This is a genomic window from Sphingobium chungbukense, assembly GCF_001005725.1.
GTDB lineage: Bacteria > Pseudomonadota > Alphaproteobacteria > Sphingomonadales > Sphingomonadaceae > Sphingobium > Sphingobium chungbukense.
Genome location: NZ_LBIC01000006.1, coordinates 175,050 through 188,873, shown reverse-complemented (window position 1 = coordinate 188,873; position 13,824 = coordinate 175,050). Strand labels below are relative to the sequence as shown.

Below are 13,824 nucleotides of genomic sequence, written 5' to 3'. Positions count from 1 at the left end.
TTCTCTTCTAGAAGTGGTATCCGAACGACGCGCCGATCTGCCGGGGCGGCTGATACTGGCTGAGCGCGAGCGAGCCGATCAGGGCAGACACGACGATCACGTTGGACCTCACCTGCTTGTTGGTGACGTTCTTGGCGAACAGGCTCGCGGTCACGCGGCGGTCCGCGCTTTCATAGTTCAGGGACAGGTTGAGTTTGCCCGCCGCTGCCTGCGAGGATACGGGGATGTTGAACTCGCTGAAATACAGCTTCGACTTCCAGTCATAGCGGGCACCCAGGGTGATCTTGCCCGATGATAGCGGTACGTCGTAATAACCGCCGGCGCTGACGCTGAACTTGGGCGCCTGCGGAAGAGTGTTGCCGTCGAGGTCGAACCGGCGGGTACCGTCCGGGTCGATCGTGCCCAGGTCGGGCCGGGCGGGATCGCCCGTCCGGAAGCGGTCGAATGTCGCGTGCAGATAGGCGCCCGACACTTCGAACCGCAGCGCTTCGATGGGCCGGATGACGGTTTCGACCTCGAAGCCATAGATGGTTGCCTTCGCGGCGTTGACGACCTGCGTCGACGCGCCGTTGATCTGGTTGACCTGCAGATCCTTGTATTTCATGTGGAAGGCGGCGAGGTTGGCCTGCAGCGCCCGGTTCAGGAACAAGCCCTTCAGGCCGGCTTCGAGGTTGCTGTTCTTTTCCGGATTGAACGCGGGAGCAAGACCGCCGGCCGAGAAGCCGCCGCCCTTATAGCCGGTCGCATATTTCACATAACCGTCAAGCGTTGGGCTGAAGGCATAGGAAGTCCCCACTTCATAGGTGATTTCGCTAGACGACGTGCTCTGCCTGGGCAGAATGCCGATATAATTGTTGTAGTCGTCCAGATCGACCTTCTTGTCGTGCGTGTAGCGTAGGCCGGCAAAGATCTTGGCCTCCGGCGTGAACGCATATTGGGCATGGCCGAAAAAGGCATAGGAGGTGGTGTTGATCCTCGCGCCCAGATCCATTGGCATGGGCAGCAGGCTGATGGGAACGGAGATGTCCTGCTTGAGCTTTTCGTGGAAGAAATTGCTGCCCAGAATATAGGTGAAGGGCCTGTCCGGTTCGGACGTGTACAGCAACTCGCCATAATATTGATGGGTGCGGTTCTTGAAGTCGGAATAGGTGTGGAGCGCGCCGGTGCCGTCGCCGTCCTGGATATTGTGGATGTCGGCATCTGCATAGGAACCGAGCATCTTCACATTGCCGCTGCCCAACGCCCAGTTCAGGGTCAGGTTCACATTCTTGCCCTCGATCCGCCTGAGGCCCTCATTATTATAGACTTCGCGCTTGCTGACATTTCCGGTGGGCTGTCCGACCAGGATCGCGGGGAGCGGTTGGGCGGGATCGGGGGTGCCTTCCAGGAACACGGCGGGGCCATCGGAATGGTCGCGCTGATATTCGACCAGCAGACGGGCGTTGAAACTGTCGGAAGGCTCCCACTTGATCTGGCCGCGCACGGACTGGTTGTTGGCATCGTCGAGCCGGTTCGAAGGATTGGCCGTGACCAGATTGTCCGAATAGCCCGGCGCGTAGTTTTGTGGCGTCGCCAGATTGCGGGTGTAGCCGCGATTGTAGGTCTGCTGCGCGGAGAGGCGGGCCGTCCATGTGCCCGATGCATCGAGCGGGCCGCTGATATAGCCCGTGCTGTTGATCCTGCCGGGGTCTATGCCTGCTGTGATGTCGATGCCATAATGCACATCCTTGGTCGGCTCGTTCGGTATGATGTTGATCGCGCCTCCGGTCGCGTTGCGGCCGAACAGCGTGCCTTGCGGTCCGCGCAATACCTCGACGCGCGCGACGTCCAGGAAGGTCGACAATGTCAGCAGTGGCTGAGCCATGTAGACGCCGTCCACCTGGATGGAGACGCCCGCGTCCGAACCCGCATTGATCGACGAGCCGTTGCCGATACCGCGGATCGCGACATTCGCCGAGTTATAGGAATTGCCGATCTGAAGGTTCGGATTGGGACCAACCAGATCGGTGAGCGCCACTGTCTGGGCCGCCCGCAGGCGATCGCCCGAATAGGCCGAAACCGCGATGGGCGTTTTCAGGATCGTCTCGCTTCGGCGAGATGCCGTCACCACAATATCCCCTAGCTGCCCGGCGCCGGACGATTGAGCGCTCTGAGCCTGAGCCTGTGCCTGCGCGTCAAGCGCTTGCGCATGGACTGATTCCGTAACCGCTGCTCCACAGAGCAGCACAATGATGTATGAACCTTTCGACATATTAACCCCTCCAAGATTTTTATCTTTTTGTGCTGATTCGTGTTCTATCGATTTCCGGCGGAGGGAGAATGATGGTTGATCGCACGAGCGACGTCGCAATTTGCCGCAAGGGAAGTTGTGCCGTCGCTCGGCATGGATCGTAAGCGCTCGCCAGATGGCGTGCGGATTGAATTTACAGCCAGAATCGGCCCGACGTGATCAATGTCAGATCATGCGCGAACTCGCGGCGCACGTTGGCCAGGTCCTCTGTTTGCGAGCCGGTAGCGACCAGCCGGATCAGCTTCCCGGTGAACAATGCCTGGGACAGTAGTGGATCGATCGGCCGCAGCGACGATGAGATCGGCGTCAAAAGACGTCGCCAGGCACTGTGCTGATTCTCGATGTCGTTCCATATCGCGGATTGCAGCGACGGCTGACGACTGGCCTCAAGCCAGACCCGGTAGATCGCCAGACTTTCCCGCGCATATTCGGTCGCCTCGCGGAAGAAGATGACGGTGGTCCGGTCGATCAGCTCTTCCAGGCTTTCGTGCCCGCGATCCAGCGGGGCGACGGTACGATAGCGGTTCTTCGCATTTTCAAACAAACGGTGCTGTGCCGCCGCGATCAGGCTGGCGGTCGTCGGGAAGTGGTAAAAGGCGCCCGATGGCGACAGGCCCGCCTTGCTGGCCATCGCCTTCAGGCCGATCGCCGTCTGGCCCTTCGATACCAGTTCATCCATCGTTGCAGCGAGAATGGCTTCACGCGTCACCGCCGATTTGCCGCTCAGCCGGGCTGGTTTGGCGGCCGGTGTTTCCTCATGCCGTCGCCAACGATCAAGGGGGTCTTCGCCGGCGTTGAACACTGCGCGAAGATCATCCTCCGAAGGGCGGAGCACCAGCACGAAAAGCAACAGCCCGGCCGTGACATCGCCATAGGATCGAGCGGCCAGCGCGCCGTCGCTGCCACCCACGGTCAGTGACCATTCACGCCAGATTTCCGCCGCCGCTGCAAACCATCGATGCGCCAGACCCAGCGATTCCGCATGGCGGGGGGCGTCCAGCATGATCTCCGTCCAGCATGTGCACCGCACGCGCAATGCGCCGGTAGCTTCGAGAAGGAATTGCAGAACCTGGGATCGGGGATGGAATTCTTCCGATTGCCATTCCGGGTTGACCAGATCTGGCCGTGGGAGCAGCAACCTGTCCTCGTCGAGCATCGCCTGCGACACCGCGGCCAAGATGTCGAACTTGCCGGTGAAATGATATGTGGTTGATGCGAGGGAGACATCTGCGGCGCGGGCGATCGCACGGTGCGTTATGCCCGCAATGCCTTGATCGGCCAGCACGCGGATCGCACCTTCGATGATCCTTTTGCGTGTGTCGACGGACCTTGCCTGCGCAGGCTTTCTCTTCGGTCTATGTGTTTCTGTGAGCGAGTTCTGGGTCAGGGGAGGGCGGCGGAGTGCGGGCACGTTTCGATCTTCCCTCTGTTGACACGGCCGAAGTGGCATTGCTCCGGCACCATTTTTGTCTTATAGTACTAATTATTGCAAGAGGCGGTCTCGTTATATGAGGATCGCCGGAAGGGAGGCTGGATATGAAAGCGAACCCATGCGGTGCAGAGAATGCACGCAGCTATTCGGCGATGCTCGGCTCAGCGGTGCGGGCCGGTGATTTTCGCAGTCATCGTCCCGCGCTGTTCACGAGTAACGAAGTAAGCTTCGGAGCGGAACAGCTTTCGATCCATTATGTCGAGACGTTTTTCGGACGGGAACGCGCGCATGCGTTGCTGCTCGGCGCTGGATTATGCGATGCCAAGGGCAAGATGCCGGCAAGCATTTCCCGCGTCGACTTCTGGAATCTGTGCGTCGACGGGATCTTCAAATATAATGACGAAGGTCACGGGTGCACGCCGCTTCCCTTGCCCAAAGGCAGCTGGACCATGATCTTCACCGCGGTGAATCACATGGATTCGGTGGATGAGGGGCTGAAGCGCTTCTGTGATTTCGTACAGGTGATTCCATCCGGAATGACCGTCTCGGTCGGACACGGCACCGATGGCGTCCACGTCACCTATGCGATGAACGAACTGTCCGAACGCGGCGAAATCTACGTCGAACTGATCGCGTTGGTGTTCCACTGTGTATTGGTCTGGGGAACGGGCAGAGCGATTGAACCTGTGCGCATGAGATTGTCGAGCCTGTTGGGCGATCGCAAGGAATCGCTCCTGACGGGCCTGGCGACGAGCAGCTGGAGGCAGGGGACCGGGGTCTCCATGATCTATCCGAAAGAGATACTCGATCTGCCGCTGGGGGTGCGCCGCTACAAGAGTTTTTCCTTCCATGAATCGTCCGTTTTCATGGAAATGGCGGAAAAGCCGCCTCACGCGACGGATTCAGGTGCGTCGAGTTCACTGGTCAACGAACTGCGTGTGCTGATGCGGGATGAGATACCCCATCAACGTGTGGCGGCCCATAAGCTTGGTATGAGCGCGGCGACCCTGCAACGTCGACTCACGCAGGAAGGCACAAGTTTTCGTGAACTCTCGCGCGAGGTTCGGATGCGGAAACTTTGTACCTTGCTCGCGACCGATGCGAATCTGGACGACGTCGCCTATGATCTCGGTTTCTCGGACCGGCGCAGTTTGTGGCGCGCCTGTTTCGACTGGCTCGGCATGTCGCCGACGGCGTATCGGCTGCAACGTCGACTGTGCGAAAGCTAGAGCGATTTCCAGTCAGATGGCATCATCAGACGGTTAAGAAATCGCGGCAAAACAAAGAAATAGAGCGGCCGATCTGATTTAATCAGATCGGCCGCTCTAGGGGTGTGTGGGGATTCAGCCCGCCATGGGCTGAATCCCCACACACCCTAGGGAGCAAGGTTCTCGCTCACGCGCCTTCCTGCGTCGAGCGGCCGATCAGTCCCGCTGATATGGGCGAGGAGCAGGTCTGACACCATGTCGGGGCATTGGTCGACGATGAAATGCCCCGCACCCTCGACGGGGACAAATCGAAATGGCCCCGTGACGTAGCGCGACGTCAATTCCGCGGCATATCGGCCGACCGTCGAATCCTCTGTGCCCCAGACATAGAGGGTCGACAGGTCTATGGGCCGGGTCGCCGCCCCCGTGAATCCGCTTGCCCTGTACCAGTTCATCGCGCCTTCCAGGCCGCCCGGTTCGGCCAGCTTGGCGATGTGAACGGCCGCGATCTCCGGCGGCACATGCTGGGTTTCCAGGGCTTCGCGCAGGGGGCGAAGGCCATCGACGCGCATGGTCGAATAGGCGTCCGGCTCGCGGAAGGAGCGGTGGTGGCGGGAGCGCTCCGCCTGCTCCGGGTCTTCCGCCATGGCCCGCGCGAAGGCGGCGGGGTGCGGCCGCGACAGGATGCTCAACGTGCGGATTTTCTCCGGGTGTCCGGCCGCGATCAGCCATGCGATCTGTCCGCCCCAGTCGTGACCGACCAGGTGGAATTTCGGAACGTCCAACGCCCGCATCAGGTCGACCGCGTCCTGGACGATCAGTTCCACGCGATAGGAGTCCTGCTCTTCGGGGCGTGCGCCAGTCGAGTAGCCGCGCTGATCGGGCGCGATCACGCGAAAGCCGGCGGCGGAAAGCGCCTCCATCTGGGGATGCCACATATAGCGGGATTCGGGAAACCCGTGCAGCAGCAGGACGGTCGGTTCGTTGGCCTCCCCTGCGATGTCGATCGTGAATTCAAGGCCGTTCAGGCGGATGCAACGCGTTTCGATCATGTCCGTCTACCACCATCCATCATTCAGCGGCGGCGGCGCCGGGGCTTTTGTAGAACGCATATCTCATGGTCGCGAACTGCCTATGCACCATGGGTTCGAAGGCTTCGAGCGGCATGGTGTCGTAATGGGGATCGAAGGCGGACTGATCGAACAGATGGCAAAAGTCCGCCGTATATTGAAAATGCGGATGTCCGCGATATTTTTCCCTCATGTCACGGTCTTCCCCGATGAAATGAAAGAAATAATAGCCCTGGAAGATGGCGTGCTTCTCAACCATCCAGTGGTTCTTTTCCGATATATAGGGCTTCAGGATCGCGGCGGCGAGATCGGCATGATTGCCCGACCCCAGCGTGTCACCGATATCGTGCAGCAGGGCGCAGACGACATATTCCTCGTCCATTCCGGCCCGGAACGCTCGCGTCGCGCATTGGACGCTATGTTCCAGGCGGTCCACGGGATATCCCCCGAAATCGCCGTCCAGCAGCTTGAGATGCGTCAATATGCGGGTGGATAATCCTGCGTGAAACGGCTTGTAGTGCCGATCGATCACCGCCCAGTCCTCCTGCGTGGACTCCGCCATCTGGGTGAAATGGGTCGTGGTGCGTTCGCTCTCTATTGGCTCAGACATATCGGACTTTCTTCTGTTGAGCCGGTCGAACAGCATGCTTCCACCGGCCGAATGGATTTCCGCGCCCAATCCTGTTCGGGAATCCAGATTTTGGTTCCGTTCACTGGTCCCGCATTGTTTTGCTCAGGCGTTAAAGCCTGGCAGCTGGCGCTCCAGCCGACGCAGGCAACCCGGCCAGATCAGGTCATAGGCAGACTGGCCACCCTCCTGGCGAAGCGGGCCGCGTGCGGCCATTTGCCGGGCCACCGTATCCTGGGCCGTCTGGGGCGCGATCAGCGCTCCGTCGCGTCCCCCGGCAAGCGCCAGCACCTGTATCTTGCAGGCCCGTTCCAGAATGAACATGGTCCGCCAGACGTCGCCAGCGTCCAGCCCCACCGCCAGCGTCCCGTGATTGCGCAGGATCATGGCCGAATTGTCGCCCAGGTCGGCCACCAGACGCTCGCGTTCATCCCAGTCGAGCGCGATGCCTTCATAGTCATGGTAGGACAGTTCCGGGATCACCGCCAAGGCCGTCTGGCTGAGGGGCAGCAACCCGTCCTTCTGGGCGGACACGGCAATGCCCGCGTCGGTGTGCAGGTGCATCACGAATTTCACGTCTTCCCGCGCGCCATGAATGGCGGAGTGGATGGTGAAGCCGGCCGCATTGACCTTGTAGGGCGTGTCCTGAACGATATTGCCGTCCATGTCGATCTTCACGAGGGAAGAGGCGGTCATCTCCTCGAAGAACAGACCATAGGGATTGATGAGAAAATGATGGTCCGGTCCCGGTAGCCGCGCCGATATGTGCGTATAGACCATATCATCCCAGCCATGCAGGGCCACAAGCCGGTACAGCGCGGCAAGATCGACCCGCATCTGCCACTCCGCCTCGCTCACCTTGGCCCTCAATGAAGGCACAGGCGCCCAGGAACCGTCAGCCATTTCAAACTCCTTTAGTCATTTCATCCATGGGCGATCTGGTGGTGCCAGCGGATTGCCGGCCCATCATCACTTTCCAGTCCGCGCCAGATAGGCGATGTCATTGGCGGTGTTGGCGCTGACATCCGGCGCGCATCTGGGCAATATTTCGACCGCATGGACCGTGCCGATCAGCGAGCGGCACCGCGCGGGAACCCCGGCCGCCAGCAATTTGCGGTAAAAGGCGACGCCCTCGTCGTGGAGCGGATCGCATTCGTTCACGCTGATGACGGTTTGCGGCAGGCCCTTGAGATCAGCCTCCGACGCGAAGATCGGCCAGGCCAGTGGGTCCTGCCGCTCGAAGGCTTCGATGCCGTAGGCGAGGGTCAGGCGATTGTTCCCGATGCTGATGAAAATGCCCTCGTTGGCGGCCGAGGACGGATGATCGGGATGCGGCCACTGGCCGGCGATGAACGGGCAAAGCGCATAAACGCCCTTGATCAGCCCGATGTCGCCATCCCGGTTCAGCTTCAGCGCGGTGGCGAGCGCCAGGTTGCCGCCGCCGCTTTCGCCCGCGACGATGATCTTGTCCGGGTCGATCTGGAGTTCTTCCGCATGGGCATGGACCCATTTCAGTCCGGCGACGCAATCGTTCAGACCGGCTGGGAAGGGGGCGATTTCGGGGGCCGACGAGGGGAGCAGGCTATTGCGGAAATCGACCATCGCCACCGCCACGCCCTGCGCCGCCATGATGCGGCCCCAGGCGCGATAATTGGGGTCGAAGGCAGACAGATAGGCCATTCCGCCGCCATGCATATAATAAACGCAGGGCAGGATGCCGGCCCCTTCGGGACGGATATATTGGATCTTGATCTGGTTGCCGTCGGGCTGGGACGTAAAGACCCTGGTTTCGTAGACGATGCCTTGCGACGGGGCGCATTCTTCCGATACGGCCGACGCGAAGAAGGCGGCGTCCGCGGCCACGGCCTCTTGTGCCTCCGGACTGTTCATGAACTCGATCAGCTCCTCGCGGCTGGACATGTCGGGGCCGGCTGGTTCGCCATAGTCACCGAAAACCGCCTTTATTCGTGGATCAACCCGCACGTCTTGAAACAGCTTCGCCATTCTGTGCCTCTCCATTTTTTTTCAGCGTCTTCGCGGGGTCGCGCGCACGGGACATTCCCGTCGGCAGGAGGCGCGGGAAAGCGCGATCCCTGCCGAGACGGCCGTTCATCGGTTCGAACTGCTGGGACGATCATGCCATCATGACGGGCTGGAACAATGACCAGCAATCGCAGCCCGCTGGTCGCTATTTGCAGCACAGGCGGTTGCCGGCTAGCCGGGCGTTCAGCGTAGCGAACAGAATGTCGGCAAATCGTTCGGGCTGCTCCTGATGGACCCAATGACCGGCTCCGTCGATGACATGAAGCGATACGGGTCTGGTCGCGAGCCTGTCCCGCATGGTTTCCAGCAATCCCGGTGCCTGATAGGGTCCCCAATCGGCGCTGCCCGCGACGAATGCGACGGGGATGTCGAGGCGGCGGCCTTGAAACGGTATCAGATCGCGCCCGGTCATGCCCTCGACAAGAGCACTGCGATACCAGTTGAGCGCGGGCTGGAATCCCGTGCGCGCGAATTCCGCCGCGGCGATCGACAGGTCGTGCTCGCTTAGCCACGCGCAGGCGGCAATCGCCCGCGCATCGGGCATTGCGGCGGCGGCGACCTCGGCCATGTCGTGGCGCGCTGGCATGCAATAATAATGCGGCATCCTGGCCAGTTCCGCACCGCTCCATCCTGCCAGTTGGTGAGGGGCATTGCCGTTCCAATCGGCGCTTTTCTGATAAAAATAACCGCGCAGGAACGAGTGGAGCCCCTGTGGAGAATGCCTCATGTCTTCGTTGGCGGATGGCCCCACATAATAAGCCTGATAATGTTTTCGCGGAGTGTTCAGCCGGGCAAGCTCGGCATGGACCGGATGGAAGATGAAGGGCGCGTCGAGCGGCGCGCCCTGGGGCGGCGCGCCCGCGAAAGGGGAGGCGGCGAGGACCAGGTGGCGCATCAGTCCGGGCCGTGCCAATGCGCAAAAGCCCGCGACAATGGAGCCGGCATCATGTCCGACGATGGCTTCCACGGAGGAAAGGTCCAGGGCTTCGATCAGGTTGAAGACATCATTCGCCAAATTCCCTGTCGCGTAGGGTTCCAGATCGGTCAGATAATCGCCGGGTTGCGGTGTCGTGCGGCCATAGCCCCGCTGGTCGGGCGCGATCACATGATAGCCGGCGGACGCCAATATCGGCATCAGCCGGCGCCAACACCAGGCAAGTTCGGGAAAGCCATGGAGGAGAAGGATGGCGGGGCACCCCCGGCCAAAACCCGCTTCCAGAATATGCATGTCGAGATCGCCGACCCCGCGCACGATGCGGGACCGAATACCCTTTGGCAGCATGACATCGGGAAACGGACCGGGATGATCGCGGGGTAGCGGGACCAACCTAACGCCCGGTGAAAAGGGGCGCGCGTTTTTCGGCAAAGGCCATCACGCCCTCCAGATGATCGGCGGTTCTCGAACAATCGAGATGGCAGGCCACCTCATGCTCCATATAGGTGTCAAAATCGGTTGATAGGGCTTTGTTCAAATGGTCTTTCATGTAACCAAGTGCCTTGGGCGGTCCGGCGGCCAGGCGCCGGGCTATGCGCTCGGCATGGGCGTCCAGATGCTCTGCCTCGCACACCCAGTTCGTCAGCCCGATATCCAACGCCCTGTCGCTCGATATGCGATCGGGCAGGAACATCATTTCTCTTGCGCGCGCGCCTCCGACAAGGCGGGTGAGGAGATAGCCGACGCCAAAATCGCCTGACAGGCCGACCGTGGCGAAGGCCGTCAGCAGAAAGGCCGGGCGTGCCATGATCCTGAGGTCGCAGGCCAGGGCAAGCGCCAGGCCCGCACCCGCCGCAGGGCCGTTGACGACAGCCAGCGTCGGCTTGGCCATCGCGACCAGCCGACCCGATGTCGCGCGTTGAATGGCCCGCTGATAGGCGATGCGATCGTTCATCGCGGACGGGGGTGGCGGACCGTCGCCCATGGCCTTGACATCGCCGCCGGCGCAGAAGGCATGCCCATTGCCGCGAAGGACGACGCAGCGGACCTCGCTGCTACCTTCGGCGAAGGCCAGTTCCCTTTCCATCGCTTCGAGCATCGGGTCGCTCATCGCGTTGCGTGCATCCGGCCGGTTGAGCGTCAGCGTCAATAGGCCGTCATCCAGTGCCGACAGGAGGTCGGGCGTATCCGTGTCCCGCTGTATCAATCCAGTCTCCTCTCTCTATTTCGCGCGCGCCTGCCTAGGCGGCCCTGATCTGCTCCGGCGTCGTCACGAGGCAGGAGTCGTCGAGCATTTCGACCAGGCGCAGGTCGATCTGCGCGCGCGGCAACATGTAACGGAAGAAATAGTCGCAGGTCGCGTGCTTGGCCTGATAAAATGCCCGTCCAGCGCCGATCGCGGTTTCCTCCGCCCGTGCCGCGACCATCGCCTGCCACAACCACAGCCAGGCGATGACGACGGTTCCCGTCGCATCCAGATAAAGCGTGGCATTGGCGAGGCTGCGTTCAGGATCGGATTCCCGCACAGCCGCCGCGGTCGCGTCCCGCACCCAGCCCAGCGCCTCCTCCAATTTGCCTGCGTGGCCGGAGAGCGCGGGGATACCGGCCGCCTCGTCGATCGTGGCCTTGATCCGCGCCAACAGCAGGTCCAGCCCCCTGCCGTCCGCCATGCGGACCTTCCGCCCCAGCAGGTCGATGCCCTGGATGCCGAAGGTGCCCTCATAAATATGGTTGAGGCGGTTGTCGCGATACAGACGCTCTATCGGATGGTCGCTGGTATAGCCCGCGCCGCCCAATATTTGCATCGCCCATTTATTGGCTTCCAGGCAATGTTCCGACGGCCAGGATTTGACGATCGGCGTCAGCACGTCGATCAGGAGGGCAAGATCGGCCTGATCCTCGTCCGCCGCTCCTTTCTGCTGATCCACCAGCAGCGCGCAGAAGGTGCAGAGCGCCAGCGCGCCCTCCACGGCAGCCTTTTGCGCCAGCAACATGCGTCGGACATCGACATGCTCGATCAGCGGTATCTGTGGGGACGCAGGGTCCTTCTGGCCGATGCGGCGACCCTGGAGACGTTCCACCGCATAGTCGCGCGAATAGAGATAGCCCATCAGGCCGGACATGGTCGCGACATGGCCGACGCCGATGCGTGCCTCGTTCATCATGTGGAACATGGCGTGAAGGCCCTGGTTGGGCTTGCCGATCAGATGGCCGACCGAGGGGCCGTCTTCGCCGAAATTGAGCTGGCAGTTGGTCGTTCCGCGCTGCCCCATCTTGTGCGCCAGGCCGATCAGCCGGACATTATTGTCTTCTCCCGGCGCGCCCATATCGTCCAGCCGCTTTTGCGGAACGAGGAACAGCGATATGCCCTTGACCCCGGCGGGCGCGTCCGGAAGCCGCGCCAGAACCAGATGGACGATATTCTCGCTCATGCGGTGTCCGCCGCCGGAAATCCATATCTTGGTGCCGCGCAGATGATAGGCGCCGTCCGCCGCCGGTTCGGCCCGTGTCGTGATGTCGGCAAGCGAGGAGCCGGCCTGCGGTTCGGACAGGCACATCGTCCCCATCCAGCGTCCCGCTATCATCTGGGACGCATAGCGTGCTTTCTGCTCGTCAGTGCCGAATGCCAGCAGGAGGCGCGCGGCGGCGGCGGTCAGCAGGAAATAGTTGGCGATCGCGACATTGGCCGCGATGAACATGCCGTTCGCCGTCATGCTGACAGTGTGCGACAGGCCAAGCCCGCCATTTTCGGGTGGAAAGCTCTGCGCCGACAGCCCCGCCTCGATATAGGCGCGCAACGCGCGACCCACATCGTCGGGCATCACGGCTTCGCCATTGACGAAGGTCGGCGGGGATGCATCGAGCGTTGCCGCCGACGGCAGATATTCGGCTTCGGCGATCCGCTGGGCGGTGTCGAGCAGTTGCGAAATCAGCTCCCGATCCTGGCCTTCGAACGGGCCGGCGGCAAGCACGCGCTCCACGTCGAACATATCGAACATTAGAAAGTCGAGGTTGCGACGATCGACGATGTAACTCACATGATCTCCTGAAAGCCGTACGATGTGTAGAAAAAGGGCGGGCTGCCCTGCGCGGACCTTGAGGTTGATCCGTTTAGGCCATGGCGACTAGGACGGTTTTGTGCAGGCGGACCATCGTAATCTCGTGCAAGTCGGACCGGGCTTGGCCTGTCTTGCGCAGGGCGGAGGGGTGCCGTTGACCGTGAAGACAAAGCTTTCGGAAAGCGCAGAAGGGTGAACGTAAATGTCACCTTTCCGGTGACGGGTTTCGTCATGGTCGCGGATCGTTTGAATGCATAATGGGGCGCCAAAGAACCGGGCGGACGCCCATTCGACATTCCTCTATGCGCCGAAGGAAATGAAATTGTCTGGCAATCTTGGTACCGCAATCGTGACCGGGGCTTCTTCCGGTATCGGCAAGCTGTTCGCCGATCGTCTTGCCGCGCGCGGCTATGACCTGGTGCTGGTCGCGCGGCGAGAGGACCGGCTTCGTAGCATCGCGGCTGATTTGCAGAGCCGGTTTTCCGTTCGGGCCGATGTGCTGGTGGCCGACCTTTCCGAGCCGGCCGGCGTCGCCTCGGTGTCGGACCGCATTTCGTCCGATTCTTCCGTCTCCATGCTGGTGAACAATGCCGGCTATTCGACGATCAAGACGCTGGCCCAGACGCCCGACGAGGTGATCGCCAACATGATCGCACTCAACATCACCGCGCTGACGACCCTGTCGAAAGCGGCGATCGTGCGTTTCACGGAGCGCGGGGCGGGGACGGTCGTCAATGTCGGCTCGGGCGCTGGCTTCGCGCCTTTCCCGGGCATCGGCATTCCCGTTTATGCGTCTACCAAGGCCTATGTCTTTCTGCTCACCAAATATCTTCAGAACGAGGTCGATGGGACTGGCGTGAGTGTGCGGTTGGTCCTCCCGGGGGCGGTCGTCTCCGAAGGATGGGAGGTTGCCGGAGGAGCCGAACTCGAGCCGCTCCCGGACGCGATCGTCATGACGACCGAAGATTGCGTCGATGCCGTCATGTCGGGTCTGGACCAGGGCGAGCCGGTGATCGCGCCGTCCCTGGCGGACCTGACGCTCCTGGAAGCTTATGACAGCGCCAGCGGAACGCTACTGCAATCAATGTTCAGCGCTCAACCTGCTACACGCTATGGCTTGGGCAAATAGACGCGATGATCCATGGCCTTGCTCGGGTCGA

11 protein-coding genes are annotated in these 13,824 nt (G+C 61.4%); 2 read left to right on the top strand and 9 right to left on the bottom strand.

Annotation, left to right across the window (positions count from 1 at the left end; genetic code table 11):
• Positions 1–7 precede the first annotated feature (7 nt).
• On the bottom strand, positions 8–2,107 hold the full coding sequence (locus YP76_RS28270; RefSeq protein ID WP_046764272.1) for a TonB-dependent receptor: 2,100 nt from the start codon (positions 2,105–2,107) through the stop codon (positions 8–10).
• A 316-nt stretch (positions 2,108–2,423) separates the two neighbouring features.
• Positions 2,424–3,740 (bottom strand): TetR/AcrR family transcriptional regulator, encoded by a 1,317-nt coding sequence (locus tag YP76_RS26690; protein ID WP_084733173.1) that lies wholly within the window; start codon positions 3,738–3,740, stop codon positions 2,424–2,426.
• Positions 3,741–3,826: 86 nt separating this feature from the next.
• On the opposite strand from YP76_RS26690, the gene YP76_RS14230 reads away from it, so the two are divergent.
• Positions 3,827–4,951: a helix-turn-helix domain-containing protein gene (locus YP76_RS14230; RefSeq protein WP_046764271.1), complete on the top strand. Its 1,125-nt coding sequence runs from the start codon at positions 3,827–3,829 to the stop codon at positions 4,949–4,951.
• 146 nt (positions 4,952–5,097) lie between these two features.
• On the opposite strand, the gene YP76_RS14225 is transcribed toward YP76_RS14230, so the two are convergent.
• The 7 genes from YP76_RS14225 to YP76_RS14195 all read right to left on the bottom strand — a co-directional run bounded on the left by YP76_RS14225 (position 5,098) and on the right by YP76_RS14195 (position 12,643).
• On the bottom strand, positions 5,098–5,982 hold the full coding sequence (locus YP76_RS14225; protein WP_046764270.1) for an alpha/beta fold hydrolase: 885 nt from the start codon (positions 5,980–5,982) through the stop codon (positions 5,098–5,100).
• Between the two features lie 19 nt (positions 5,983–6,001).
• Positions 6,002–6,610: an HD domain-containing protein gene (locus tag YP76_RS14220; protein ID WP_046764405.1), complete on the bottom strand. Its 609-nt coding sequence runs from the start codon at positions 6,608–6,610 to the stop codon at positions 6,002–6,004.
• A gap of 123 nt (positions 6,611–6,733) precedes the next feature.
• Positions 6,734–7,531: a class II aldolase/adducin family protein gene (locus YP76_RS14215; RefSeq protein WP_046764269.1), complete on the bottom strand. Its 798-nt coding sequence runs from the start codon at positions 7,529–7,531 to the stop codon at positions 6,734–6,736.
• 66 nt (positions 7,532–7,597) lie between these two features.
• Complete coding sequence (locus tag YP76_RS14210; protein WP_046764268.1) at positions 7,598–8,632, bottom strand: alpha/beta hydrolase; 1,035 nt, start codon at positions 8,630–8,632, stop codon at positions 7,598–7,600.
• 184 nt (positions 8,633–8,816) lie between these two features.
• Positions 8,817–9,953 carry an alpha/beta hydrolase gene (locus YP76_RS14205; protein WP_046764404.1) on the bottom strand — a complete coding sequence of 379 codons (1,137 nt, stop codon included), beginning with the start codon at positions 9,951–9,953 and terminating at the stop codon, positions 8,817–8,819.
• A 46-nt stretch (positions 9,954–9,999) separates the two neighbouring features.
• Positions 10,000–10,812 (bottom strand): enoyl-CoA hydratase-related protein, encoded by an 813-nt coding sequence (locus YP76_RS14200; RefSeq protein ID WP_046764267.1) that lies wholly within the window; start codon positions 10,810–10,812, stop codon positions 10,000–10,002.
• Between the two features lie 34 nt (positions 10,813–10,846).
• Positions 10,847–12,643 (bottom strand): acyl-CoA dehydrogenase, encoded by a 1,797-nt coding sequence (locus YP76_RS14195; RefSeq protein ID WP_046764266.1) that lies wholly within the window; start codon positions 12,641–12,643, stop codon positions 10,847–10,849.
• A gap of 370 nt (positions 12,644–13,013) precedes the next feature.
• Between YP76_RS14195 and YP76_RS14190 the strand changes: the two genes are divergently transcribed.
• Entirely contained in the window at positions 13,014–13,793 is a 780-nt protein-coding gene (locus tag YP76_RS14190; protein ID WP_232307557.1) for an SDR family NAD(P)-dependent oxidoreductase, read from the top strand.
• Positions 13,794–13,824: the final 31 nt, after the last annotated feature.